22 protein-coding genes are annotated in these 25,196 nt (G+C 49.9%); 11 read left to right on the forward strand and 11 right to left on the reverse strand.

The window, feature by feature from the left end:
• Nucleotides 1–197 precede the first annotated feature (197 nt).
• The 5 genes from sucA to ACJHWR_RS07910 all read left to right on the forward strand — a co-directional run bounded on the left by sucA (nucleotide 198) and on the right by ACJHWR_RS07910 (nucleotide 7,931).
• Nucleotides 198–2,999: a 2-oxoglutarate dehydrogenase E1 component gene (gene sucA / locus ACJHWR_RS07890; RefSeq protein ID WP_001181473.1), complete on the forward strand. Its 2,802-nt coding sequence runs from the start codon at nucleotides 198–200 to the stop codon at nucleotides 2,997–2,999.
• 14 nt (nucleotides 3,000–3,013) lie between these two features.
• Entirely contained in the window at nucleotides 3,014–4,231 is a 1,218-nt protein-coding gene (gene odhB, locus ACJHWR_RS07895) for a 2-oxoglutarate dehydrogenase complex dihydrolipoyllysine-residue succinyltransferase (RefSeq protein WP_000099823.1), read from the forward strand.
• Between the two features lie 93 nt (nucleotides 4,232–4,324).
• The gene (gene sucC / locus ACJHWR_RS07900; RefSeq protein WP_001048602.1) at nucleotides 4,325–5,491 is read left to right on the forward strand and encodes an ADP-forming succinate--CoA ligase subunit beta; all 1,167 of its coding nucleotides are present in this window, start codon (nucleotides 4,325–4,327) and stop codon (nucleotides 5,489–5,491) included.
• Nucleotides 5,491–6,360, forward strand: a complete 870-nt coding sequence (gene sucD / locus ACJHWR_RS07905; protein WP_000025458.1) for a succinate--CoA ligase subunit alpha — start codon at nucleotides 5,491–5,493, stop codon at nucleotides 6,358–6,360. Before sucC ends, sucD begins: the two co-directional genes overlap by 1 nt.
• 665 nt (nucleotides 6,361–7,025) lie before the next feature.
• Nucleotides 7,026–7,931: a LysR substrate-binding domain-containing protein gene (locus tag ACJHWR_RS07910; protein WP_001214258.1), complete on the forward strand. Its 906-nt coding sequence runs from the start codon at nucleotides 7,026–7,028 to the stop codon at nucleotides 7,929–7,931.
• Nucleotides 7,932–7,964: 33 nt separating this feature from the next.
• On the opposite strand, the gene cobO is transcribed toward ACJHWR_RS07910, so the two are convergent.
• The 11 genes from cobO to ACJHWR_RS07965 form a co-directional block, all read right to left on the reverse strand.
• The gene (cobO, locus tag ACJHWR_RS07915) at nucleotides 7,965–8,567 is read right to left on the reverse strand and encodes a cob(I)yrinic acid a,c-diamide adenosyltransferase (RefSeq protein ID WP_000388207.1); all 603 of its coding nucleotides are present in this window, start codon (nucleotides 8,565–8,567) and stop codon (nucleotides 7,965–7,967) included.
• A 9-nt stretch (nucleotides 8,568–8,576) separates the two neighbouring features.
• Complete coding sequence (locus ACJHWR_RS07920) at nucleotides 8,577–10,229, reverse strand: class I fumarate hydratase (RefSeq protein ID WP_000042466.1); 1,653 nt, start codon at nucleotides 10,227–10,229, stop codon at nucleotides 8,577–8,579.
• Between the two features lie 107 nt (nucleotides 10,230–10,336).
• Nucleotides 10,337–11,617, reverse strand: coding sequence for a dicarboxylate/amino acid:cation symporter (locus ACJHWR_RS07925; protein WP_000724204.1), 1,281 nt, complete (start codon nucleotides 11,615–11,617; stop codon nucleotides 10,337–10,339).
• Between the two features lie 160 nt (nucleotides 11,618–11,777).
• A complete protein-coding gene (locus ACJHWR_RS07930) occupies nucleotides 11,778–12,095 on the reverse strand; it encodes a DUF4387 domain-containing protein (RefSeq protein ID WP_000813947.1) in 318 nt (105 codons plus the stop codon).
• Nucleotides 12,092–13,462, reverse strand: coding sequence for an acyclic terpene utilization AtuA family protein (locus ACJHWR_RS07935; protein ID WP_000124270.1), 1,371 nt, complete (start codon nucleotides 13,460–13,462; stop codon nucleotides 12,092–12,094). The genes ACJHWR_RS07930 and ACJHWR_RS07935 overlap by 4 nt, the downstream gene beginning before the upstream one ends.
• A gap of 3 nt (nucleotides 13,463–13,465) precedes the next feature.
• Nucleotides 13,466–14,707, reverse strand: coding sequence for a methylaspartate ammonia-lyase (locus ACJHWR_RS07940; RefSeq protein ID WP_000695027.1), 1,242 nt, complete (start codon nucleotides 14,705–14,707; stop codon nucleotides 13,466–13,468).
• Nucleotides 14,707–16,152 carry a methylaspartate mutase subunit E gene (locus ACJHWR_RS07945; RefSeq protein WP_410226690.1) on the reverse strand — a complete coding sequence of 482 codons (1,446 nt, stop codon included), beginning with the start codon at nucleotides 16,150–16,152 and terminating at the stop codon, nucleotides 14,707–14,709. Before ACJHWR_RS07945 ends, ACJHWR_RS07940 begins: the two co-directional genes overlap by 1 nt.
• Before the next feature lie 18 nt (nucleotides 16,153–16,170).
• Nucleotides 16,171–17,559 carry a methylaspartate mutase accessory protein GlmL gene (gene glmL / locus ACJHWR_RS07950; protein WP_001167698.1) on the reverse strand — a complete coding sequence of 463 codons (1,389 nt, stop codon included), beginning with the start codon at nucleotides 17,557–17,559 and terminating at the stop codon, nucleotides 16,171–16,173.
• Complete coding sequence (gene glmS, locus ACJHWR_RS07955; RefSeq protein ID WP_000710397.1) at nucleotides 17,559–18,008, reverse strand: methylaspartate mutase subunit S; 450 nt, start codon at nucleotides 18,006–18,008, stop codon at nucleotides 17,559–17,561. The genes glmL and glmS overlap by 1 nt, the downstream gene beginning before the upstream one ends.
• Nucleotides 18,009–18,554: 546 nt before the next feature.
• Nucleotides 18,555–18,977 (reverse strand): hypothetical protein, encoded by a 423-nt coding sequence (locus tag ACJHWR_RS07960; RefSeq protein ID WP_000613114.1) that lies wholly within the window; start codon nucleotides 18,975–18,977, stop codon nucleotides 18,555–18,557.
• 80 nt (nucleotides 18,978–19,057) lie between these two features.
• Complete coding sequence (locus ACJHWR_RS07965) at nucleotides 19,058–20,002, reverse strand: hypothetical protein (protein WP_012311832.1); 945 nt, start codon at nucleotides 20,000–20,002, stop codon at nucleotides 19,058–19,060.
• 805 nt (nucleotides 20,003–20,807) lie between these two features.
• On the opposite strand from ACJHWR_RS07965, the gene cydA reads away from it, so the two are divergent.
• The 6 genes from cydA (at nucleotide 20,808) to tolQ (ending at nucleotide 25,195) form a co-directional block, all read left to right on the forward strand.
• Entirely contained in the window at nucleotides 20,808–22,376 is a 1,569-nt protein-coding gene (gene cydA, locus ACJHWR_RS07970; RefSeq protein ID WP_000884361.1) for a cytochrome ubiquinol oxidase subunit I, read from the forward strand.
• A 15-nt stretch (nucleotides 22,377–22,391) separates the two neighbouring features.
• The gene (cydB, locus tag ACJHWR_RS07975) at nucleotides 22,392–23,531 is read left to right on the forward strand and encodes a cytochrome d ubiquinol oxidase subunit II (protein WP_000568275.1); all 1,140 of its coding nucleotides are present in this window, start codon (nucleotides 22,392–22,394) and stop codon (nucleotides 23,529–23,531) included.
• A 14-nt stretch (nucleotides 23,532–23,545) separates the two neighbouring features.
• Nucleotides 23,546–23,659, forward strand: a complete 114-nt coding sequence (cydX, locus tag ACJHWR_RS07980) for a cytochrome bd-I oxidase subunit CydX (protein WP_000270282.1) — start codon at nucleotides 23,546–23,548, stop codon at nucleotides 23,657–23,659.
• On the forward strand, nucleotides 23,659–23,952 hold the full coding sequence (gene ybgE / locus ACJHWR_RS07985; RefSeq protein ID WP_000034602.1) for a cyd operon protein YbgE: 294 nt from the start codon (nucleotides 23,659–23,661) through the stop codon (nucleotides 23,950–23,952). Before cydX ends, ybgE begins: the two co-directional genes overlap by 1 nt.
• 149 nt (nucleotides 23,953–24,101) lie before the next feature.
• Entirely contained in the window at nucleotides 24,102–24,506 is a 405-nt protein-coding gene (gene ybgC / locus ACJHWR_RS07990) for a tol-pal system-associated acyl-CoA thioesterase (RefSeq protein WP_001098384.1), read from the forward strand.
• Nucleotides 24,503–25,195, forward strand: coding sequence for a Tol-Pal system protein TolQ (gene tolQ / locus ACJHWR_RS07995; RefSeq protein WP_000131314.1), 693 nt, complete (start codon nucleotides 24,503–24,505; stop codon nucleotides 25,193–25,195). The genes ybgC and tolQ overlap by 4 nt, the downstream gene beginning before the upstream one ends.
• The last annotated feature ends 1 nt before the right edge of the window (nucleotide 25,196 follow it).

Consider the following 25,196-nt stretch of genomic DNA (forward strand, 5'->3'; position numbering starts at 1 on the left):
AATGTTGATGCCGGGGAAATCCCCCGGCTATTCAGGAAATCTTTAAAAACTGCCCCTGACACTAAGACAGTTTTTAAAGGTTCCTTCGCGAGCCACTACGTAGACAAGAGCTCGCAAGTGAACCCCGGCACGCACATCATTGTGCGTGGTAGTATCCACGGCGAAGTAAGCATAAAAAAGATGCTTAAGGGATCACGATGCAGAACAGCGCTTTGAAAGCCTGGTTGGACTCTTCTTACCTCTCTGGCGCAAACCAGAGCTGGATAGAACAGCTCTATGAAGACTTCTTAACCGATCCTGACTCGGTTGACGCTAACTGGCGTTCGACGTTCCAGCAGTTACCTGGTACGGGAGTCAAACCGGATCAATTCCACTCTCAAACGCGTGAATATTTCCGCCGCCTGGCGAAAGACGCTTCACGTTACTCTTCAACGATCTCCGACCCTGACACCAATGTGAAGCAGGTTAAAGTCCTGCAGCTCATTAACGCATACCGCTTCCGTGGTCACCAGCATGCGAATCTCGATCCGCTGGGACTGTGGCAGCAAGATAAAGTGGCCGATCTGGATCCGTCTTTCCACGATCTGACCGAAGCAGACTTCCAGGAGACCTTCAACGTCGGTTCATTTGCCAGCGGCAAAGAAACCATGAAACTCGGCGAGCTGCTGGAAGCCCTCAAGCAAACCTACTGCGGCCCGATTGGTGCCGAGTATATGCACATCACCAGCACCGAAGAAAAACGCTGGATCCAACAGCGTATCGAGTCTGGTCGCGCGACTTTCAATAGCGAAGAGAAAAAACGCTTCTTAAGCGAACTGACCGCCGCTGAAGGCCTTGAACGTTACCTCGGCGCAAAATTCCCTGGCGCAAAACGCTTCTCGCTGGAAGGCGGTGACGCGTTAATCCCGATGCTTAAAGAGATGATCCGCCACGCTGGCAACAGCGGCACCCGCGAAGTGGTTCTCGGGATGGCGCACCGTGGTCGTCTGAACGTGCTGGTGAACGTGCTGGGTAAAAAACCGCAAGACTTGTTCGACGAGTTTGCCGGTAAACATAAAGAACACCTCGGCACGGGCGACGTGAAATACCACATGGGCTTCTCGTCTGACTTCCAGACCGATGGCGGCCTGGTGCACCTGGCGCTGGCGTTTAACCCGTCTCACCTTGAGATTGTCAGCCCGGTAGTTATCGGTTCTGTTCGTGCCCGTCTGGACAGACTCGATGAGCCGAGCAGCAACAAAGTGCTGCCAATCACCATCCACGGTGACGCCGCAGTGACCGGGCAGGGCGTGGTTCAGGAAACCCTGAACATGTCGAAAGCGCGTGGTTATGAAGTTGGCGGTACGGTACGTATCGTTATCAACAACCAGGTTGGCTTCACCACCTCTAATCCGCTGGATGCTCGTTCTACACCGTACTGTACTGATATCGGTAAGATGGTTCAGGCACCGATTTTCCACGTAAACGCGGATGATCCGGAAGCCGTTGCTTTTGTGACCCGTCTGGCGCTCGATTTCCGTAACACCTTTAAACGTGATGTCTTCATCGACCTGGTGTGCTACCGCCGTCACGGCCACAACGAAGCCGACGAGCCGAGCGCAACCCAGCCGCTGATGTATCAGAAAATCAAAAAACATCCGACGCCGCGCAAAATCTATGCTGACAAGCTGGAGCAGGAAAAAGTCGCGACGCTGGAAGATGCCACCGAGATGGTTAACCTGTACCGCGATGCGCTGGATGCTGGCGATTGCGTTGTAGCAGAGTGGCGTCCGATGAACATGCACTCTTTCACCTGGTCGCCGTACCTCAACCACGAATGGGACGAAGAGTACCCGAACAAAGTTGAGATGAAGCGCCTGCAGGAACTGGCTAAACGCATCAGCACGGTGCCGGAAGCAGTTGAAATGCAGTCTCGCGTTGCCAAGATTTATGGCGATCGCCAGGCGATGGCTGCTGGTGAGAAACTGTTCGACTGGGGCGGCGCGGAAAACCTCGCTTACGCCACGCTGGTTGACGAAGGCATTCCGGTTCGCCTGTCGGGTGAAGACTCCGGTCGCGGTACCTTCTTCCACCGCCACGCGGTGATCCACAACCAGTCTAACGGTTCCACTTACACGCCGCTGCAACACATCCATAACGGCCAGGGCGCGTTCCGTGTCTGGGACTCCGTACTGTCTGAAGAAGCCGTACTGGCGTTTGAATACGGTTATGCCACCGCAGAACCACGCACTCTGACTATCTGGGAAGCGCAATTCGGTGACTTCGCCAACGGTGCTCAGGTGGTTATCGACCAGTTCATCTCCTCTGGCGAGCAGAAATGGGGCCGGATGTGTGGTCTGGTGATGTTGCTGCCGCACGGTTACGAAGGGCAGGGGCCGGAGCACTCCTCCGCGCGTCTGGAACGTTATCTGCAACTTTGCGCTGAGCAAAACATGCAGGTGTGCGTACCGTCTACCCCGGCACAGGTTTACCACATGCTGCGTCGTCAGGCGCTGCGCGGGATGCGTCGTCCGCTGGTCGTGATGTCGCCGAAATCCCTGCTGCGTCATCCGCTGGCGGTTTCCAGCCTCGAAGAACTGGCGAACGGCACCTTCCTGCCAGCCATCGGTGAAATCGACGAGCTTGATCCGAAGGGCGTGAAGCGCGTAGTGATGTGTTCTGGTAAGGTTTATTACGACCTGCTGGAACAGCGTCGTAAGAACAATCAACACGATGTCGCCATTGTGCGTATCGAGCAACTCTACCCGTTCCCGCATAAAGCGATGCAGGAAGTGTTGCAGCAGTTTGCTCACGTCAAGGATTTTGTCTGGTGCCAGGAAGAGCCGCTCAATCAGGGCGCATGGTACTGCAGCCAGCATCATTTCCGTGAAGTGATTCCGTTTGGGGCTTCTCTGCGTTATGCAGGCCGCCCGGCCTCCGCCTCTCCGGCGGTAGGGTATATGTCCGTTCACCAGAAACAGCAACAAGATCTGGTTAATGACGCGCTGAACGTCGAATAAATAAAGGATACACAATGAGTAGCGTAGATATTCTGGTCCCTGACCTGCCTGAATCCGTAGCCGATGCCACCGTCGCAACCTGGCATAAAAAACCCGGCGACGCAGTCGTACGTGATGAAGTGCTGGTAGAAATCGAAACTGACAAAGTGGTACTGGAAGTACCGGCATCAGCAGACGGCATTCTGGATGCGGTTCTGGAAGATGAAGGTACAACGGTAACGTCTCGTCAGATCCTTGGTCGCCTGCGTGAAGGCAACAGCGCCGGTAAAGAAACCAGCGCCAAATCTGAAGAGAAAGCGTCCACTCCGGCGCAACGCCAGCAGGCGTCTCTGGAAGAGCAAAACAACGATGCGTTAAGCCCGGCGATCCGTCGCCTGCTGGCTGAACACAATCTTGATGCCAGCGCCATTAAAGGCACCGGTGTAGGTGGTCGTCTGACCCGTGAAGATGTGGAAAAACATCTGGCGAAAGCCCCGGCGAAAGAGTCTGCTCCGGCAGCGGCTGCTCCGGCGGCGCAACCGGCCCTGGCTGCACGTAGCGAAAAACGTGTGCCGATGACTCGCCTGCGTAAGCGTGTGGCAGAGCGTCTGCTGGAAGCGAAAAACTCCACCGCCATGCTGACCACGTTCAACGAAGTCAACATGAAGCCGATTATGGATCTGCGTAAGCAGTACGGTGAAGCGTTTGAAAAACGCCACGGCATCCGTCTGGGCTTTATGTCCTTCTACGTGAAAGCGGTGGTTGAAGCCCTGAAACGTTACCCGGAAGTGAATGCTTCTATCGACGGCGATGACGTGGTTTACCACAACTATTTCGACGTCAGCATGGCGGTTTCTACGCCGCGCGGCCTGGTGACGCCGGTACTGCGTGATGTCGATACCCTCGGTATGGCAGACATTGAGAAGAAAATTAAAGAGCTGGCAGTTAAAGGCCGTGACGGCAAGCTGACGGTTGAAGATCTGACCGGTGGTAACTTCACCATCACCAACGGTGGTGTGTTCGGTTCCCTGATGTCTACGCCGATCATCAACCCGCCGCAGAGCGCAATTCTGGGTATGCACGCTATCAAAGATCGTCCGATGGCGGTGAATGGTCAGGTTGAGATCCTGCCGATGATGTACCTGGCGCTGTCCTACGATCACCGTCTGATCGATGGTCGCGAATCCGTGGGCTTCCTGGTAACGATCAAAGAGTTGCTGGAAGATCCGACGCGTCTGCTGCTGGACGTGTAGTAGTTTAAGTTTCACCTGCACTGTAGACCGACGTGGATAGGGTGTCGGTCTACGGTTTAAAAGATAACGATTACTGAAGGATGGACAGAACACATGAACTTACATGAATATCAGGCAAAACAACTTTTTGCCCGCTATGGCTTACCAGCACCGGTGGGTTATGCCTGTACTACTCCGCGCGAAGCAGAAGAAGCCGCTTCAAAAATCGGTGCCGGTCCGTGGGTAGTGAAATGTCAGGTTCACGCTGGTGGCCGCGGTAAAGCGGGCGGTGTGAAAGTGGTAAACAGCAAAGAAGACATCCGTGCTTTTGCAGAAAACTGGCTGGGCAAGCGTCTGGTAACGTATCAAACAGATGCCAATGGCCAACCGGTTAACCAGATTCTGGTTGAAGCAGCGACCGATATCGCTAAAGAGCTGTATCTCGGTGCCGTTGTAGACCGTAGTTCACGTCGCGTGGTCTTTATGGCCTCCACCGAAGGCGGCGTGGAAATCGAAAAAGTGGCGGAAGAAACTCCGCACCTGATCCACAAAGTTGCGCTTGATCCGCTGACTGGCCCGATGCCGTATCAGGGACGCGAGCTGGCGTTCAAACTGGGTCTGGAAGGTAAACTGGTTCAGCAGTTCACCAAAATCTTCATGGGCCTGGCGACCATTTTCCTGGAGCGCGACCTGGCGCTGATCGAAATCAACCCGCTGGTCATCACCAAACAGGGCGATCTGATTTGCCTCGACGGCAAACTGGGCGCTGATGGCAACGCACTGTTCCGCCAGCCTGATCTGCGCGAAATGCGTGACCAGTCGCAGGAAGATCCGCGTGAAGCACAGGCTGCACAGTGGGAACTGAACTACGTTGCGCTGGACGGTAACATCGGTTGTATGGTTAACGGCGCAGGCCTGGCGATGGGCACCATGGACATCGTTAAACTGCACGGCGGCGAACCAGCTAACTTCCTGGACGTTGGCGGCGGCGCAACCAAAGAGCGCGTAACCGAAGCGTTCAAAATCATCCTCTCTGACGACAAAGTGAAAGCCGTTCTGGTTAACATCTTCGGCGGTATCGTTCGTTGCGACCTGATCGCTGACGGTATCATCGGCGCGGTAGCGGAAGTGGGTGTTAACGTACCGGTCGTGGTACGTCTGGAAGGTAACAACGCCGAACTCGGCGCGAAGAAACTGGCTGACAGCGGCCTGAATATTATTGCAGCAAAAGGTCTGACGGATGCAGCTCAGCAGGTTGTTGCCGCAGTGGAGGGGAAATAATGTCCATTTTAATTGATAAAAACACCAAGGTTATCTGCCAGGGCTTTACCGGTAGCCAGGGGACTTTCCACTCAGAACAGGCTATTGCATACGGCACTAAAATGGTTGGCGGCGTAACCCCAGGTAAAGGCGGCACCACCCACCTCGGCCTGCCGGTGTTCAACACCGTGCGTGAAGCTGTTGCTGCTACTGGCGCTACCGCTTCTGTTATCTACGTACCAGCACCGTTCTGCAAAGACTCCATTCTGGAAGCTATTGATGCAGGCATCAAACTGATTATCACCATCACTGAAGGCATCCCGACGCTGGATATGCTGACCGTGAAGGTGAAACTGGATGAAGCGGGCGTTCGCATGATCGGCCCGAACTGCCCGGGCGTTATCACTCCGGGTGAATGCAAAATCGGTATCCAGCCTGGTCACATTCACAAACCGGGTAAAGTGGGTATCGTTTCCCGTTCCGGTACACTGACCTATGAAGCGGTTAAACAGACCACGGATTACGGTTTCGGTCAGTCGACCTGTGTTGGTATCGGCGGCGACCCGATCCCTGGCTCTAACTTTATCGACATCCTCGAAATGTTCGAAAAAGATCCGCAGACCGAAGCGATCGTGATGATCGGTGAGATCGGCGGTAGCGCTGAAGAAGAAGCGGCTGCGTACATCAAAGAGCACGTTACCAAGCCTGTTGTGGGTTACATCGCTGGTGTGACTGCGCCGAAAGGCAAACGTATGGGCCACGCGGGTGCCATCATTGCCGGTGGGAAAGGGACTGCGGATGAGAAATTTGCTGCTCTGGAAGCCGCAGGCGTGAAAACCGTTCGCAGCCTGGCGGATATCGGTGAAGCACTGAAAACTGTTCTGAAATAAATATCTGTAATAAGAAATAGCCCTCGCCGCTTCCCTCTACAGGAATGGCGAAGGGCTGTCGGTTTCGACATGGTTGGCCATCATATGATGGCCTTTTTTATGCCTTAAACGTTAACCACGGTCGGAATCTGACTGCAGGCTTGACTGCATGACCACAGCCACTGTGGATTGCCGCGACCGACCGCAAGCCACGAATAAGAACGACGGCGAATTTCGAATCGTTACCTGATGCACTGGCTTCCCAGCGTTTGACCGTAGCGTTAAGTAAATCAACAAAAGCGATGTTCACCGCTTATCGTCAAGTCGTGCCATTTGTCAGTCAGGATCGGGTCTTTACCCCGGATATTGAAGCATCGCAAAAATTCTTAGAGGGATATGCTATAAATCAAAAATAAAATCTATGTTGATTGTTTATCATAATATCCACAGATATGATAAATGATATCAATTTAATAATTTTCACTTAATGTAATTCCTGATAATTCGAAAGGTGCTGTGCTTTTCGGATTATTATTATCTGATTAAGACAATTGTCACGCCAGGCTTACCAGGTTATAAATATCGAACATGATTTTTATAAAATATTGATTGCTGCTTTGGTTGCCATTACTTAGCAATAAGTAATGGTTTTTTGATAGTTTCAACTATTTTTAAGGGAAGGCATTATGCGAGGAAAAATACCTAAAACGGAACTGCTGGTGACTTTTGAGGTCGTCGCACGTCATGAAAGTTATACCAGAGCGGCAGAGGAGTTAGCGTTAACCCAAAGTGCAGTATTCAGACAAGTAAGTGCGCTGGAGGAATTTTTACATACTCCGTTATTTTCACACTCTAAAAAACGCATTTTTCTTAATGATGCAGGGAAGTATTACCTGGGGATAGTAAAAGAAACATTAAATAAGCTGGAACGCGATACCAATACCATTATGACCTGGCAGCCTACGGTTCAGGTTATTGAACTTGCCGTGAATCCTACGTTTAGTACCCACTGGTTAATCCCAAATTTACATGAATTCACAAAGTTACATCCCGATATTATTGTTAATATTCATTCTTTAGCTAATAACGGCGATTTTCTTAATCGGGAGTACGATGCTGTCATTATGCGCGAAAATTTTTGCGCGCCCTGGGCGGAAGTAGAATATCTCTTTGATGAGGAGATTTTGCCGGTATGCAGCGGCAGTTTGCTTGCAATGTCCGATCAAAAACTGTCAGTGGCAGAACTGCTTACTGAGTTACCACTTCTGCATCAAAGCACCCGTATTACTGGCTGGGAAGAGTGGTTTGCTTTATCTGGCGTTAGCAGTCCGCTGGTCAATAACGGACCACGTTTCGATTTGCTTTCAATGCTGATTGCCGCCGTGCGCTCTAATCTCGGCGTGGCGCTGTTACCACGGTTCGCTATTCAACATGATTTGGATAGTGGCGATATGGTGATTCCCTGTGATGTGCCTATTCGTACCGGTAATCGTTTTATTATGACGTGGCAGGAAGAGAAGTCTGACTCACCGCACTTGCAGCAATTTCGTGAATGGTTGCTGGCGAAATCGGTCGTACCGCAGGAGATGTAAAACCTGCGCCTGGCGGGATGCCAGGCGCAGTTATTACCAGTCGATACCCGGCTGGGCCTGAATGCCGTTATCAAAAGCATGTTTGACGGGGCGGATTTCGCTGACCGTATCCGCCATTTTTAATATCTGACTGTGGCAACCGCGTCCGGTGACAATGACACTTTGTTGTGCCGGGCGGTTTTGCAGAGAAGCGATCACTTCTTCGGTATCCAGATAATGGTAAGCCAGCATATAGGTCAGCTCATCAAGCACCACTAAGTCGTAACGCTTGTCAGCCAGCATCCGTTTGCTTTCCGACCAGACCTCTTTCGCCGCGTCGATATCCGCTTGCCGGTTCTGTGTCTCCCAGGTAAAACCGGTTCCCATAATATGAAACTCAACCCCCAGCGGCTGGAGAAGGTTGTATTCGCCGTTGTCCCATTGCCCCTTGATGTACTGCGCAACCCCCACCGTTTTGCCATGACCCACCGCGCGCGTCACAGTACCAAACGCGGCAGTGGATTTCCCTTTGCCATTGCCGGTGAAAACAATCAAAATCCCTTTTTTCTCTATCGCCGCCGCGACGCGCGTATCGACCTGTTCCTTCAATTTCTGCTGGCGCTGCACATGCCGTTCAGTTGAAATTCGCGCTTCCATTCATTTTCCTTAATGTCCCGCAGGGCAACTGGCGCAGCGGTGTTGCTGCTCAAACTGACTAAAGAAATTATTGCCTTTATCATCTACCAGGATGAATGCGGGTAAATTTTCCACTTCCATCATCCACACCGCTTCCATACCCAGCTCCGGGTATTCCAGGCAACGCAGACTTTTGACATATTCTTGCGCCAGTAACGCAGCTGCACCGCCAATACTCCCCAGATTGAAGCCGCCATGTTTGTGACAGGCATCGGTGACCTGCTGGCTGCGGTTACCTTTCGATAACATCACCAGACTGCCGCCAGCCGCCTGGAAGGTATCGACATAACCGTCCATTCGACCGCCCGTGGTTGGACCCAGTGAACCGCAGGCCATGTTCTCCGGTGTTTTCGCCGGGCCAGCGTAATAGACAATATGATGCTTCAGGTAATCCGGCATCGGTTCGCCGCTATCCAGCCGCGCTTTTATTTTGGCGTGGGCGATATCGCGCGCCACTACGATGGGACCACTTAACGACACGCGGGTGCCTACCGGTAATCTGGCGAGATCCTGCATCACGTCACGCAACGGACGGTTTAGATCCAGCTGTACATGTTGCGCGTGATTTTCTTCCCGCAGTGAGGCTGGAATATATTGCCCCGGATTGTGTTCGAGTTTTTCCAGCCAGATACCGTGCTTGTTAATTTTTGCTTTGATATTGCGATCCGCAGAACAGGAGAGCGCCATAGCTATCGGGCAAGAGCCACCGTGACGCGGCAGACGAATGACGCGAATATCATGAGCGAAATATTTACCCCCAAATTGCGCACCAATACCAAATTGCTGACTGGCCTCGAGCAATACTTTTTCCAGCTCAATATCACGGAATGCTTGTCCTTGCTCGTTTCCGCTGGTGGGCAAATTGTCGTAATATTTCGTTGAGGCCAGCTTGGCAACTTTTAAGGTTTGATCGGCTGAAAGCCCTCCGACGACAAAGGCGATGTGGTAAGGCGGGCAGGCAGCGGTGCCCAGCGATTTCATTTTTTCGATTAAAAATGCGGTCAGTTTTTCTGGTTGCAATAGGGATTTGGTTTCCTGATAAAGCGCGGCTTTATTGGCAGAGCCGCCCCCTTTATTAATACAGAGAAAATGGTACTCATCACCAGCGACGGCGCTGATATCAATCTGCGCCGGGAGATTGGTTTGCGTATTGACTTCGGTAAACATATCCAGTGGCGCATTTTGTGAAAAGCGCAGATTATTTTCCTGAAAAGTGGTGTAAATGCCTTTGCTTAAGGCTTCAGCGTCGTTACCTCCGGTCCATATCTGTTGCCCTTTACTGGCAACAATAGTTGCGGTGCCGGTATCCTGACAGTTGGGTAATACCCCTTTTGCTGAGACTTCAGCATTACGTAATAACTGCAACGCAACGTATTTATCATTACTACTGGCGTGCGGATCGTTAAGAATGCTGGCGACCTGTTGCAAATGAGCGGAACGTAAGAAAAAAGAGGCTTCATAAAATGCCTGCCGGGCAAGCAGCGTTAATGCTTCAGGAGCGATTTTTATCACTTCTTCGCCGTCTAATTCCGTTACTGTAATATGTTGATCGCTAATTAATGTATATTCTGTACCGTCTTTATTTTGTAGAAACGGTTCTTGCCAGATAAATGGTTTGGACATATTTCACTTTTCACCTTAAACGTTAGTTTTACTTAATTGCCGTCTAACTTCATGATCCGGCTTATAAAAATGCGTAGTCATTGGCTTCTGATTGCTTAAGATCCCCCTCAGGGCAGAGCAACGTTCGATTCATTGGGTTTTAATGCTTTACCCCGACAGCCCTCGCCGAAATGTTCGCCTTCCCACCGACTCACCATCGCAGCGCCCATTGCGTTGCTCATGACGTTTGTCGCGGAACGCCCCATATCAAGGAACGGATCAACGCCCATCAGCAAGATCAGCCCCGCTTCCGGAATATTGAACTGGTTGAGCGTGGCGGCGATAACCACCATTGAGGCGCGTGGTACGCCAGCCATTCCTTTCGAGGTCAACATCAGGATCAACAGCATGGTGATTTGCTCACCGATGGATAAATGGATATTGCAGGCCTGGGCGATGAAAACTGTGGCGAAGGAGCAGTAGGCCATTGATCCAACGAGATTAAATGAGTAGCCAATGGGTAAGACAAAGCTGGCAATTTTGGGGGAAACGCCAAATTGCTCCAGTTTTTCAAGCGTTCCCGGAAAAGCCGCTTCAGAACTGGATGTGGTAAATGCCAGCAGGGCGGGTTCCGAAAGGGCACGGGTCAGGCGTCTGATGCAGGGGCCGACATAAACGATGGCCAGACCGATAAGCAGCACCCAAAGTAACAACATGGTGAAATAAAATTCACCCATAAAGATCCCGGCGCTCACCATAACTGCCAGTCCTCGTTCAGCAATCAATGCTGAAATAGCGGCGAATACGGTCAGGGGAGCGAAGAGCATGACGTAGCCAGTGAGCTTTAACATGGCATGTGCCAGCGAATCTAAGGCGTGAACGATGGCGCTGCCTTTCTCACCAATCGCCGTCAGGCTACAGCCGAGGAAAATTGAGAACACCACGATTTGCAAAATTTCATTGTGCGCCATGGCATCGACAATGCTGGTGGGGAAAGCATGCGAAATAAATACTTTTAGCGTAAAGGGTTCTGACGCGACCACTCCGGTGGTTTCGGCTCCGTGTGCAACAAAATTAATTCCTGTGCCTGGCATGAAGAAATTTACTGTTATCAAGCCTAAGGCGATTGACAGCAATGAGGCGCAAATAAATAAAAAGAGTGTTTTAGAAAAAATACGACCAAGGGCTTTGGCATCTCCCATTTTAGCTATACCTACCACCAGGGTAGAGACCACTAACGGAGCGATAATCATTTTTATCAGTCGTAAGAAAATCGTCGTGAATATCGATATTTCTTGCGCATAGAGTTTTGCGGTTTCCGGTGAAGCAGTGTTATTGAGCACTACGCCGATAATCATTCCAAGTACCAGCGCCAAAAGAATCATCGTGGTTAAACTTATTTTCTTCATTTTTTCCTCCATCAGGTGCACGGCGATAAATCAGAATCAGGAGAAGTAGAAGCCTGAATAGAGATTCAGGCATCTACCTGCTATTACAACCTTACAAATAGCTGAAGTGTTGAACTGCAATAAGTGACGGGATGTCAGTTGGCTAAAAGTATTCGGATTTTTACAAATCGAAACTCATATTTAATAAAGGTGCATGTTGCTGTGCACCATAGACATCATTGTCACCTACATTCCCGGAGATAATATCTCGTGGCATGACGATTTTTACTGCGTTAGAAGGATCAAACCAGACAATACGGTGAATAAAGTCAGGTTCAACATGATATAAGCGCGCAATCAGTTCTGGGGTTAATTGCCCTGATGATTTAACTCGCTCATAGTTTTCTTTCGTTTTAAATAAAATATCTAAAACCAGTTCGTAAGGTCCGGCATTTTTCGAACGAATGACTTGCGCCAGTGAGACAATTGACTGTTTCATGCCTGAACTCCTTCTGGCGTCACCTGTTCAATATGGAAATCAAAACGCAGAGCGTCGTTGGCTTCAATCAGGTGATATATGGAAAATTCGTATACCGGCCCGCCCTGGATATCAGAAGGGGAGAACGGGAACGCCAGATTGCCTGCGGTAGCGATGCGGTTTTCATAGCCGTAGTGCAGCATGGTAGAGCGCACCAGCGAGCAAACGCTATTGGCAATTTCCTGGGTCGGTGCAACTACATCAAGGACAATCCCCAGCTCATGCCCGGCAGTTTGCATCGGTTCATGGTCGCCCATCACCCCGTTTTTGCCGTACAGGTGGAAATTGATGCGAATGCTGTCATCGTCGAGCGACAGGTTACGTGAAACGCTGGTTTTGACTTCATCGATGATTTTATCGATCCCGGCGATCATGATCGGGTCGCGCGTTCCTGCGATGGTCAGACAGCGGAAGCCCACCCGTCGCGCACCTTCCAGTTTCAGGGCATACGGCGTTTCTTCATGCTTAGAACCGCTGACGTACACTTCGCCGTCATTGACCGCTTTAAATGTGCAGCCTTTCAGGTTCAACACGCCGCCAGGTCCAGGCAGGAAGTAGGGATCGGATTTCTCATACAGTGTGTGTGCAGCCGCTGACGTTTCGGTAAATTTACGCTTCGGATTAAATGTCTTCAGCGTAAAGCCGTTGTCATCAATGATGCCCATCGCACAGTCAGAGCCTGAGCCGGGCGTTGCGGCGATTGCCGCGCATTCAAGGATTTTCCCACAATGCAGCGCCAGACCTTCATCAAAGCCTTGCATGATCGGGAGCGCAGCAAAGCAGGCCGGGTCGTAAGCGCGCCCGCCCAGCACCACTTGCGCGCCTTCTTTCAGCGCCCGCTGGAAGGGTTCGATGCCCATTTGCGCGACGATATACGTACTTTCGTCAATCGCGTCGTGGGTTAACGGCGGGACAAAATCCAGCGCCGTGATTTTGCCGTTATCCAGCGCCTGGTGGACGATGGCTTTGTCAACGTCTGCCGGGATCAGCGCCATCGAGAACGCGAGTTGCTCTTCCCGGGCAATCTCATGAATTATTTCTCGGCACCACTCCAGGTGTGGAGCGGCACCAGAACCGCCGGCCGTTCCGATCACCACCGGTATATTATTTTGCACGCCTGCGGTGATCATATAGCGCAAATCACGCTTGACCCCTGCGCGATCGGTAAACGGTTTGCCCGCCCCGAGGTAGTGGGGGCCAGGATCGGAAGAGCCTGCATCAACGGCGATCAGATCGGGCGATTCTGCCATCGCTTTGCGGAAGCTCTCTTCCGGGAATCCATACCCGAGGATTGCCGTTGGCGATAAGACTTTAAAAGAACGAGCCATTTGTTAATCCTTAGCCTGCAACAGCGCGATAGTACGATTCATTTCGTTGAAGACGATATCGAGGCCTTCGTCAAAGCCCATCCCTGGTTTTACCAGCATACGCATGGGGCGAGCGGCAAGGGCGACGTGGACACAGGTGCGGGCACTGACATCAGTTTCATTGCAGGTGCCGCCCTGGTACGCTTCCATGCTGTGGCTGTTGCAATAAAGAACTGCATCGACGATGTTGTGAATACTGCCCAGATCCGGGGTTTTGATTTGCACCATGTGGCAACTGGCGGCATCAGTGAAATCAACAATATCCTGGTAGGTGTTACACCATTCATCGGCCACAATTTTCACGCCGGAACCGAGGCGCGTCAGCTCTTTGGTAATCGCGGTCAGCAGGCGAATTTGATCGGGCTTGTTACCGGCATCGACCGGCCCTTCAATGTAGAGCGGCAGGCCTTGCGCTTCTTTTTCCAGGCTGGCGATGTATTGCGCACAGCGAAGCGGATCCATATCGAAGATCAGACCGATAGTGCCGTATACATCGATGTGCAGGGTAGGGTGGTAGCGTGCGCTGGTGCGCTTGCTCAGAATACGATCCGACAGCCAGCGGACATATTCGCGCAGTTTTTCACCTTTAAAGCCCAGTTTCTCTTCGACGTTATTAATCAGTGCATGGGGCAGCACGTCGATGCCCTTAAGGATCATCTTATCGACGGCGATATATCGATCGTCCCCGCTCTGACCAAATAATGGAATGGATTCCGCCACGCGTGGCAACTGCCATTCATCACAGACCACTTCAGTTTTCAGACGGCCGGTTGCCAGCGCGGTAGCATCAAGCAGCGCCTGTGATAATCCGTAGCGCACGGCGGTATGCAGCAAGTTGCCGTCAATACGCAATTTGTCGAAGAAACGGGCATTCGGCAGGAAAGCATCCACATCGCGGCCTACCAGTAATGGCTTGATATGGTCGTTGAGGAACGGAATAAAGTGCTCAGCGAGGAACAGTGGATCGCGACCACCTGCCCCGGAATACTGTACGGCAGCACAGTCACCTACGGCGACCGCGCCGTTTTCCAGAATCAACTGTACCGATACGCACTCCCCGGCCTGACGAACGGCGTTAAACCCCTGTGTTACCGGCTCCCCGGTATAAAAAAAGCCGTCATGACCCGCTCCGTTTTTTATCGCCTGCTGGTCATCGAAATAGAATGAGGAGTAGCCAGCGGTGAACAGAGCCTGTTTTATTTTCATTATGGTCTTCCTATTAATTTACTGTGGGATACAGCATTGATGTCATCTACAACCATCTGGAATGTCGGTTGGCGTCCTTCAAAGCGTGCGCGTTCCGCAACGTAATCGTGGTGGAGGTCGAGAATATCTTTTGGCAATGGAACGGCTCCGGCTTCCAGTACGCGTATCGCGCCGGTGTTGTCACGGACCGGAAGAATTTTGCCCGCGTTGCAGGCGGCTGGCGCAAACGGCACATCCAGTACGCCCGCTTCAAATGCCAGCACCGTACCGCGCGCAATATCACCATTACCCAGTTCGAACACTTTATTCAGTACCGCGCGAACCTCGCTCTTAATCAGTTCAATTTCCAGTTCAACCGCAGGGCACGGCGGGAATTTCTGCTCGTTGACCATGTTGAGCATCTGGCGGGAGGCTTTCAGCCCCTGAATGTTGGCAGCGGCAGTCGGGATACCCCAGGCTTCGTGCGGACTTTTGGTGATGACTTTGGTGGCACCAGACATCCCCGCGACGGCTGCGCCCCAGGAGATAATAGCGAACGCTTTCGATTCGTCTTCCGGAAAGCCGCCCATCCACTGGTGAAACACGGTACTTAATTCATAGTCGGTATAGCCATAGATCTGAAAATATTCGTGTGCAAGTTCACGCAGAGACTGGATCGCCGCAACATCCTGCGTCAGGCTGCCGACCTGTCCATAACCAACGGTGATAGATTTCACACCCTGTTCCAGCGCCAGCAAGCCTTCGATTATCGCGATAGAGTGCGAGATAAACGGCGGGATCAGGGTACCCGTTAGTGGGCCAAACGGTTCGCGGTTGATGCGGATCCCGTGTTCTTCATACATCCCCATTAAACGGTCGCAGTACTGCCAGTCGCGGATCGATTTTTCCAGCGTTACGCGCTTGGCATACGGAATATTGTAGGAAATGCCGCCGCCTTCATAACTGGTAAAGCCGCTGGCCATCGAGATTTCAGCCAGCAGACGCGCATCTGGCGTGCCGTGGCGGATCTGTAGCGGTTTTTGCAAAGTTTCGGTGAGGCGACGGCAAGCTGCGACGCCGTGGTTAACGACCGGTAAACCGTTCAGTTTAGAGGTTCCGGCTTCGATGGATTTTTTAATCCCTACAGCCGCTTCTTCGTACCGATTCAGACGGGTATATGCGTCGATGGTGCTCGGCAGCAGATCGCATTCTTCTTGTAGTGTTTTCAGTAGTTCGATGTGTTCGTCCATCAGCGCCACGCCTGCGCGCGGTTGGCTAAGAGTTTTACCTTCCTTGTCTGCTTTCAGCAGGGCAAGAGAGAAGCGTTTATGCTCAGGAATGGTTTGTTGGTATTTAACGCCATCTTCAAAGTTTTCAACATCCTTGCCGGTTTCCCAGGTTTTCAGTACCTGTTGCCGCTCGGTCATGAATTCGTCATGGGTTAATTTCTTATTTCGAAGTTCCATTGATTGCAGCCTTAATTGTTATAGGGTTAAGCATTGAATACTGGTGCGCGCGGCGGCCAGCGGATCGACTCTGGCGACGTTTGCCAGCAGTGGTAATAGCCCCCGGGAATCGCGGTAATATTCAAATTCGGTCGGTAAGAGAATGCGTTTACCGTCGTCGTTTAACTCGCGGTATTTCAACCAGTGATGCATATCGAACTGACTGGCACGCGAGAGCCATCCGCCGGTTCCGACGACTTTACGCACGGTTGTCAGGTCACGTCCCATCTGTAAATCGACATTGCCGACACAGGTGCAGACCTCTTTTTTGGTGCCCGCATGTCTTTCGGTGGCATAACCCACACACAGTCCGGCCAGGACGGTATCGAAATATTTTTCTTCTGCATTCGCGGGTAAGTAGTCGGGATGAGCGACTAGATGACGGAGGTAATGATAAAAAGCGTCCAGCTGTGCGGGTTGCTGAGCAAAATTCACATTGACTAACTCTTTCGCACTTTCACCAACCACCATTGCCGAGACGCGCATTCCCAGATCGCCTTCCACCGTCCGTTTCACGAAGGGTTCCGGTACGCCGTGTAAAACGGTGTCGGGCGAGAGCGTGTTGGCACAGGCGGAATAGACATCGGTGGTTGCGCCACCCATGTCGATCAGCATGAACTCTTTCCAGCTGTGATCGACATTACTGATTGCCTTAACCAGTTCAAAGACTGTCCACGGTGTCGGCATTGGTTCTTCGCCTGTTTTATCAACAACGACATCCAGCCCTTTCCCTTTAACGATGCGTTTAAGGAATATGTCGCAGATAGCCTGGCGTGCAGCTAAAGGGTTCGGATGGTCAAGATCGGGCAGAACGTTGTCGACGATGGTCAGGTCTTTATGCCCTAGGATCTCCTGCACCTCGTCCTGAATATCCCGGTTTCCGGCATAAATAATGGCGCAGTCGAGTTTGGATTCTGCCAGCACACGGGCGTTATTCAGGCCGTAGCTTTCTTCTCCGCCGTCGGTGCCGCCGGTGAACAAGAGAATATCGGGCTGCGTTTCTTCCAGTGCCTGGATATCACGGCGGTTCAGCTTGTAGGAGTAATATTGCGCAATTTTAGCCCCCGCAGAGTGAGCGGTTACTTTCGCGGTTTCCAGGGTGATAGAAGGCACCAACCCCATTGCGGCAACCGCCAGCCCACCTTTGGCAGAGGAGGAATACTTCAATGCAACCTCACCGTTGTTAAACAGGGGGAGGGCATTATCTACGTTTAACACCAGGTTCAGGCTGGAGAAAAACCCCTTCGCCAGATGATGGGTGGTGGTTGGGGTCAGTACGTGGTTAACCAACGTTAACGCGTCCCCCTCCCGGGCGAAGAGGGCTGCTTTGGTCCACGTCGATCCAATATCGACAGAGACGATTTGCATCAGATTGCCTCTTCAAGAATACGAGTATCAACGTCATGACGTTGGTTGATATCGTGGGCCATCAGCTGACAAACATCTTCTAAGTCATGACTTGGGGCAAAGACGCGATCAAATCCCATCTCTTTGAATTTGGTTTCCACGTCAGCGAAGTCATGTTTTCCGACCACCAGGTTACCGCCCACATAGAGCAGGATGTCCCCCAGTCCACGCTCGATGCAGCGTTCGCGCATGCCCAGACAGTCGATATCGCCATGCCCATAGATAGAGGAGACGACAATCGCGTCAGCGCCAGTTTCAATGGCCGCATCAATATATTCGTCCTGGCTGACCATTACGCCCAGATTAATGACTCTGAAGCCATGGTTGCTAAAAACGCGGTCCAGAACTTTATTGCCTACTGCATGGCAGTCCGCGCCAATAACGCCAATCACAAGTGTTGCTTTCTTCATGGGTAATCCTTTGTAAGACAGAGAGTAAAATAAGTTACACACGTCGTATTTATGGCCGTTCATAACGGCACAGGTTTAATATCACAGGAGTGTCTTTATCTGACCGTAATGTTGCAATTGATCTATTTTCAAAATGTCTTTCGGGAAATGATTGTTTAAAGTATGTTGTTAAATTCTCATGTTAATTCAGTGTGTTATGTCAACTAATGTCATGAATGTTAAATTTTTAAAATTAACTTGATTTGGTGTATTGAGGTATTTGTGATCTACTTCTAATTTGCATTTTAGTGATATGGGTTTAGCCATGAGTAAATGCATTTCATAAAATTTAAGTCGAATTTCACTGCAATTCATCTCTGCTTAATGTAAAAATAATGTTGAAAATAACAAATGGTTAATGATTCATGCGAATTATGACCTTAGTTAGCTCTTTTGATTTTTCGTAAAAAAGAGAGGTACATGAAGGTGCTACCAGTATGAGTAACGTTAATCAAAGGTTTTATTACCTCTGGCAATAACGCAGGCCATTTTCGCGACTGGGTGGATTTAATCAGTATAATCCTCATACAATAGTTCACGATTAACTGAACCGTTAACGGGGATTTGGTGTTGAAATTTAGAAATGGCGGAGTCAATTAATGAAGACAATATCGAAAAAATGACAGTGTCAGAATTAATTTCAATTAATCCTTCTCGTTGTTGACCAAAAAAGATATTTATCTTGATTTCATTTGTACTACGGCAATCAATATGTAGTAATTTTTGATCGCTGAGATTTTCTGTTTCATAAATGTTTTTGGCGATAGTCGGATGTATTGATGCCAGACATCTGCTCAGATAAGCCAGATCCTTTAGGGAACACCCCGCTGAGTAGAGGATGTCAGAGAATTTTTGTGTGTCAACTGTTGTCTCTGAAGCGTATGTTGCATTGACAGGAAGGGTGTTGAAAGAGATTTGAGATGGGATCATTATTTAAATCTTTCCGTGAGTAATAAAAATTAATCCCCAGGCATTGTTTAGCAATATTTGCCACAGGGAATATATAAAAATTAAAGTATTTGATTGGCATCAGTTAACTGATCAATAACCAGTGCCAGATTGGTAAACATTTTGAAAAAGCGATACTGGCTCGGAATATCTCTTTCAAAGACGAAACATTCAATGTCATTGTTTGAAAAATAAAGGACTAGTGTTGCTGATTCGTCAGGAAAAATATGGAAATATATCTGGTTACCAGAAGGAGGATAGTCCAGAAGAAGGGTATCTTTGCCCGTCACATACCTGTTGTGGTCGTGGATGCTACGCTCACACTTCATCAGAGGTGTCATGATACTCATGTATTCATCTGATGTTAATATATTAAAATCACCATCCATTTTAAAGAAACGATAAAGTAACAGTACATCCTCTTGCGTAACCGGTTCGTTTGTTTTTAGAGGGAAATAAGTGGGAACCAGAAGATGAGGTTCTAATCTATTTTGTTGAGCGCTATAACTAAATTTGAACATAAATTCCGGATCTCTCATCAATTGAGCGACATAATTATGCCTGGCTTCAAAAATTTTAACTTTTATCAGGTTAAATAAGTCTGTTTCGTCATCCTGTATTAAAAGACATTGGCCATAGCAGCCAGGCTTTTTTTCATTATAAGCAGAAACGGTTATTCTGTCAGGAGTGTCAACGTTATATCCAAAAGCCAGATAGTGACCGTCCTCATCGAGATTTGTTTCCAGGTTATTTAAATTTATCACATGAAGTGTTTGCAATGCTGATTCAATGAGCTGTTGACTCTCTGAGGTAAATGTTTCGCGCTGCGTTGTATAAAGTGTATCGATTCCAACGACTATCCGATATGGGTCAAGGATGGCGGCAATCATCTTTATTACCTGCACAGCCACGGGTGATGTCATTGATTCGTTATCTGTTTTTAGAGGATCATTAGATGGCCAACCTGAGAAGCGATTGACAGCCGAACCGATATTATCAGGACTCATAGCAGCAACCTCATTGTAATCAAGCGAGGCGCTGAGCGTACTCGGCTATAGAAAAACTAACTTGCAAAAATCGCTCATTTTTCATTTATCAGGCTAAAGTGGTCTCTGTTCACTCAGAAACAATCACTCCCGCTAAGTCATACCTGTTTCATCGATACATTTAAGTGATTATTACTAATGAAACAATAACATAACGTGCTTACGGCCGGTGCTCATAAAGGCAACAATCAATTAACTTTGATAAAAATATGTTATGTAAAATAGCAACAAATTGGCTAATCTAATCAATTGGTATTATAAAAAGTGGATAAGGCGGTTCTGTTAAATAAAACACTGGTTTTTTATCTATACCTTTTCATTGTAATAATTGTGTTGCATAAATATTTCACAATAAATTAACAATAAAATCACCAATGATCTATGGTTTATACATAATTAACATATTTGGTTGGTTTTGATATAAATCAATTTTTAATTCTTGAAAAAAATCTGCAAAACACGATAAATTGTCGTAGATCAAATTGGTGAGATCGTGACAATTTCGCTATAAATTGATCACTGTCGAAAAATGCAAATTTGCTCAATAAAAACCTGTTTATTGTAAGGATTTTGCGGCGTAATATAATTACGGGATCAATTTGGTTTATTCATTAACATATTTGTAACTTTTTTATCATTGTCTTTTCCTCTTTTGATGAAATGGCAACGATAGAGGCGAGCAAATAATTTTGTATTGGGGCATGCGTGTGACCCTTTCTAACGGGGTTCACTCTCGGAGTCTTCATGCGATGAGCAAGGAGTCATGATGTTAGATATAGTCGAACTGTCGCGCTTACAGTTTGCCTTGACCGCGATGTACCACTTCCTTTTTGTGCCACTGACGCTCGGTATGGCGTTCCTGCTGGCCATTATGGAAACGGTCTACGTCCTTTCCGGCAAACAGATTTATAAAGATATGACCAAGTTCTGGGGCAAGTTGTTTGGTATCAACTTCGCTCTGGGTGTGGCTACCGGTCTGACCATGGAGTTCCAGTTCGGGACTAACTGGTCTTACTATTCCCACTATGTAGGGGATATCTTCGGTGCGCCGCTGGCAATCGAAGGTCTAATGGCCTTCTTCCTCGAATCCACCTTTGTAGGTCTGTTCTTCTTCGGTTGGGATCGTTTGGGTAAAGTTCAGCATATGTGTGTCACCTGGCTGGTGGCGCTCGGTTCAAACCTGTCCGCACTGTGGATTCTGGTTGCGAACGGCTGGATGCAAAACCCAATCGCGTCCGATTTCAACTTTGAAACTATGCGTATGGAGATGGTGAGCTTCTCCGAGCTGGTGCTTAACCCGGTTGCTCAGGTGAAATTCGTTCACACTGTAGCGTCTGGTTATGTGACTGGCGCGATGTTCATCCTCGGTATCAGCGCATGGTATATGCTGAAAGGTCGTGACTTCGCCTTCGCTAAACGCTCCTTTGCTATCGCTGCCAGCTTCGGTATGGCTGCCGTTCTGTCTGTTATTGTTCTGGGTGATGAATCTGGTTACGAAATGGGCGACGTGCAGAAAACCAAACTGGCTGCTATTGAAGCCGAGTGGGAAACGCAACCTGCGCCTGCTGCCTTTACTCTGTTCGGCATTCCTGATCAGGAAGAGGAGACGAACAAATTTGCGATCCAGATCCCTTACGCGCTGGGCATCATTGCAACGCGTTCCGTGGATACTCCAGTTATCGGCCTGAAAGAACTGATGGTGCAGCATGAAGAACGCATTCGTAACGGGATGAAGGCGTACTCTCTGCTCGAGCAACTGCGTTCTGGTTCTACCGACCAGGCGGTTCGTGACCAGTTCAATAGCATGAAGAAAGACCTCGGTTACGGTCTGCTGCTGAAACGCTATACGCCAAACGTGGCTGATGCGACTGAAGCGCAGATTCAACAGGCAACCAAAGACTCCATTCCGCGTGTAGCGCCGCTGTACTTCGCGTTCCGTATCATGGTGGCGTGTGGCTTCCTGCTGCTGGCAATCATCGCGCTCTCTTTCTGGAGTGTCATCCGCAACCGCATTGGCGAGAAAAAATGGCTGCTGCGCGCCGCGCTGTACGGTATTCCGCTGCCGTGGATTGCTGTAGAAGCGGGCTGGTTTGTGGCTGAATATGGCCGCCAACCGTGGGCTATCGGTGAAGTGCTACCGACAGCTGTGGCGAACTCGTCACTGACCGCAGGCGATCTCATCTTCTCAATGGTGCTGATTTGCGGCCTGTATACCCTGTTCCTGGTGGCAGAATTGTTCTTAATGTTCAAGTTTGCACGCCTCGGCCCAAGCAGCCTGAAAACCGGTCGCTATCACTTTGAGCAGTCTTCCACGACTACTCAGCCGGCACGCTAAGACAGGAGTCGTCAAATGATCGATTATGAAGTATTGCGTTTTATCTGGTGGCTGCTGGTTGGCGTTCTGCTGATTGGTTTTGCAGTCACTGACGGTTTCGACATGGGGGTGGGCATGCTCACCCGTTTCCTCGGTCGTAACGACACCGAGCGTCGAATTATGATTAACTCCATTGCACCACACTGGGACGGTAACCAGGTTTGGCTGATCACCGCGGGCGGCGCACTCTTTGCTGCCTGGCCGATGGTCTATGCCGCTGCGTTCTCCGGCTTCTATGTGGCGATGATCCTCGTGCTGGCGTCTTTGTTCTTCCGTCCGGTCGGTTTTGACTACCGCTCCAAGATTGAAGAAACCCGCTGGCGTAACATGTGGGACTGGGGCATCTTCATTGGTAGCTTCGTTCCGCCGCTGGTGATTGGTGTAGCGTTCGGTAACCTGTTGCAGGGCGTACCGTTCAACGTTGATGAATATCTGCGTCTGTACTACACCGGTAACTTTTTCCAGCTGCTTAACCCGTTCGGCCTGCTGGCAGGCGTGGTGAGCGTAGGGATGATCATTACTCAGGGCGCAACCTATCTGCAAATGCGTACCGTGGGCGAACTGCACCTGCGTACCCGTGCAACGGCTCAGGTGGCGGCACTGGTGACACTGGTCTGCTTCGCACTGGCTGGCGTATGGGTGATGTACGGTATCGATGGTTATGTCGTGAAATCGACAATGGACCATTACGCAGCCTCTAACCCGCTGAATAAAGAAGTGGTTCGTGAAGCTGGCGCATGGCTGGTTAACTTCAACAACACGCCAATTCTGTGGGCTATTCCGGCACTGGGTGTGGTTCTGCCGCTGCTGACCATCCTGACTGCACGTATGGATAAAGCCGCGTGGGCGTTTGTGTTCTCCTCCCTGACGCTGGCCTGCATCATCCTGACTGCCGGTATCGCAATGTTCCCGTTTGTGATGCCGTCCAGCACCATGATGAACGCAAGTCTGACAATGTGGGATGCAACTTCCAGCCAGCTGACGCTTAACGTCATGACCTGGGTTGCGGTGGTTCTGGTACCGATCATTCTGCTCTACACCGCCTGGTGTTACTGGAAAATGTTCGGTCGTATCACCAAAGAAGATATTGAACGTAACACCCACTCTCTGTACTAAGTAAGGAGCTAAAAATGTGGTATTTCGCATGGATTCTGGGAACGCTTCTTGCCTGTTCGTTTGGGGTAATCACCGCGCTGGCGCTTGAGCACGTCGAATCAGGCAAAGCCGGTCAAGAAGACATCTGATGAGTAAGATTATCGCAACCTTGTATGCGGTAATGGACAAGCGCCCCCTGCGGGCGCTTTCCTTCGTGATGGCGCTTCTGTTAGCAGGATGTATGTTTTGGGACCCGTCACGTTTCGCCGCGAAGACCAGTGAACTGGAAATCTGGCATGGTTTATTGCTGATGTGGGCCGTCTGTGCTGGTGTGATTCACGGCGTGGGCTTTCGTCCGCAGAAGGTTCTCTGGCAAGGGATTTTTTGCCCTTTGCTTGCCGATATTGTTCTCATTGTCGGGCTGATTTTCTTCTTCTTTTAAATCAGAATTCTCTTTAAAAATTTATGGGCCGCTTCAGGCCCATAAATTTTTACGCTCCCTTAACTTGCCCTCATTCCCAAACCTCAATCGCGCGCGTATAGTAGCAGCGTTTAAAAGCTCTAACTTTTGTTGCATTACCGGGATGTAAAGTGAATACAACGCTGTTTCGATGGCCGGTTCGCGTCTACTATGAAGATACCGATGCCGGTGGTGTGGTGTACCACGCCAGTTACGTCGCTTTTTATGAAAGAGCACGCACAGAGATGCTGCGTCATCATCACTTCAGTCAACAGGCGCTGATGGCTGAACGCGTTGCCTTTGTGGTACGTAAAATGACGGTGGAATATTACGCACCTGCGCGGCTCGACGATATGCTCGAAATACAGACTGAAATAACATCAATGCGTGGCACCTCTTTGGTTTTCACGCAACGTATTGTCAACGCCGAGAATACTTTGCTGAATGAAGCAGAGGTTCTGGTTGTTTGCGTTGACCCACTCAAAATGAAGCCTCGTGCGCTTCCCAAGTCTATTGTCGCGGAGTTTAAGCAGTGACTGACATGAATATCCTTGATTTGTTCCTGAAGGCTAGCCTTCTGGTTAAACTTATCATGTTGATTTTGATTGGTTTTTCAATCGCATCCTGGGCCATTATTATCCAGCGGACCCGTATTCTTAACGCAGCGGCGCGTGAAGCCGAAGCGTTTGAAGATAAATTCTGGTCTGGAATCGAACTCTCTCGCCTCTATCAAGAGAGTCAGGGGAAACGGGACAATCTGACTGGTTCGGAACAAATCTTTTACAGCGGGTTCAAAGAGTTTGTGCGCCTGCATCGTGCCAATAGCCATGCGCCGGAAGCCGTAGTGGAAGGGGCGTCGCGTGCTATGCGTATCTCCATGAACCGTGAACTTGAAAATCTGGAAACGCACATTCCGTTCCTCGGTACGGTTGGCTCCATCAGCCCGTATATTGGTCTGTTTGGTACGGTCTGGGGGATCATGCACGCCTTTATCGCCCTCGGGGCAGTAAAACAAGCGACACTGCAAATGGTTGCGCCCGGTATCGCAGAAGCGTTGATTGCGACGGCAATTGGTCTGTTCGCCGCAATTCCGGCGGTAATGGCTTATAACCGCCTCAACCAGCGCGTAAACAAACTGGAACTGAATTACGACAACTTTATGGAAGAGTTTACCGCGATTCTGCACCGCCAGGCGTTTACCGTTAGCGAGAGCAACAAGGGGTAAG

It is taken from the genome of Escherichia sp. WS568, assembly GCF_046486085.1.
Lineage (GTDB): Bacteria > Pseudomonadota > Gammaproteobacteria > Enterobacterales > Enterobacteriaceae > Escherichia > Escherichia coli.

Excerpts from the sequence above, each read along its gene's own strand:
- ACJHWR_RS07925 (WP_000724204.1), bottom strand. The coding sequence starts at position 11,617 with ATGAAGAAAATAAGTTTAACCACGATGATTCTTTTGGCGCTGGTACTT.
- sucD (WP_000025458.1), top strand. The coding sequence starts at position 5,491 with ATGTCCATTTTAATTGATAAAAACACCAAGGTTATCTGCCAGGGCTTT.
- ACJHWR_RS07935 (WP_000124270.1), bottom strand. The coding sequence starts at position 13,462 with ATGGCTCGTTCTTTTAAAGTCTTATCGCCAACGGCAATCCTCGGGTAT.
- ACJHWR_RS07910 (WP_001214258.1), top strand. The coding sequence starts at position 7,026 with ATGCGAGGAAAAATACCTAAAACGGAACTGCTGGTGACTTTTGAGGTC.
- cobO (WP_000388207.1), bottom strand. The coding sequence starts at position 8,567 with ATGGAAGCGCGAATTTCAACTGAACGGCATGTGCAGCGCCAGCAGAAA.
- sucA (WP_001181473.1), top strand. The coding sequence starts at position 198 with ATGCAGAACAGCGCTTTGAAAGCCTGGTTGGACTCTTCTTACCTCTCT.
- odhB (WP_000099823.1), top strand. The coding sequence starts at position 3,014 with ATGAGTAGCGTAGATATTCTGGTCCCTGACCTGCCTGAATCCGTAGCC.
- glmS (WP_000710397.1), bottom strand. The coding sequence starts at position 18,008 with ATGAAGAAAGCAACACTTGTGATTGGCGTTATTGGCGCGGACTGCCAT.
- ACJHWR_RS07930 (WP_000813947.1), bottom strand. The coding sequence starts at position 12,095 with ATGAAACAGTCAATTGTCTCACTGGCGCAAGTCATTCGTTCGAAAAAT.
- ACJHWR_RS07920 (WP_000042466.1), bottom strand. The coding sequence starts at position 10,229 with ATGTCCAAACCATTTATCTGGCAAGAACCGTTTCTACAAAATAAAGAC.
- cydB (WP_000568275.1), top strand. The coding sequence starts at position 22,392 with ATGATCGATTATGAAGTATTGCGTTTTATCTGGTGGCTGCTGGTTGGC.
- cydX (WP_000270282.1), top strand. The coding sequence starts at position 23,546 with ATGTGGTATTTCGCATGGATTCTGGGAACGCTTCTTGCCTGTTCGTTT.
- cydA (WP_000884361.1), top strand. The coding sequence starts at position 20,808 with ATGTTAGATATAGTCGAACTGTCGCGCTTACAGTTTGCCTTGACCGCG.
- ACJHWR_RS07965 (WP_012311832.1), bottom strand. The coding sequence starts at position 20,002 with ATGAGTCCTGATAATATCGGTTCGGCTGTCAATCGCTTCTCAGGTTGG.
- glmL (WP_001167698.1), bottom strand. The coding sequence starts at position 17,559 with ATGCAAATCGTCTCTGTCGATATTGGATCGACGTGGACCAAAGCAGCC.
- sucC (WP_001048602.1), top strand. The coding sequence starts at position 4,325 with ATGAACTTACATGAATATCAGGCAAAACAACTTTTTGCCCGCTATGGC.
- ACJHWR_RS07960 (WP_000613114.1), bottom strand. The coding sequence starts at position 18,977 with ATGATCCCATCTCAAATCTCTTTCAACACCCTTCCTGTCAATGCAACA.
- ACJHWR_RS07940 (WP_000695027.1), bottom strand. The coding sequence starts at position 14,707 with ATGAAAATAAAACAGGCTCTGTTCACCGCTGGCTACTCCTCATTCTAT.
- ACJHWR_RS07945 (WP_410226690.1), bottom strand. The coding sequence starts at position 16,152 with ATGGAACTTCGAAATAAGAAATTAACCCATGACGAATTCATGACCGAG.
- ybgE (WP_000034602.1), top strand. The coding sequence starts at position 23,659 with ATGAGTAAGATTATCGCAACCTTGTATGCGGTAATGGACAAGCGCCCC.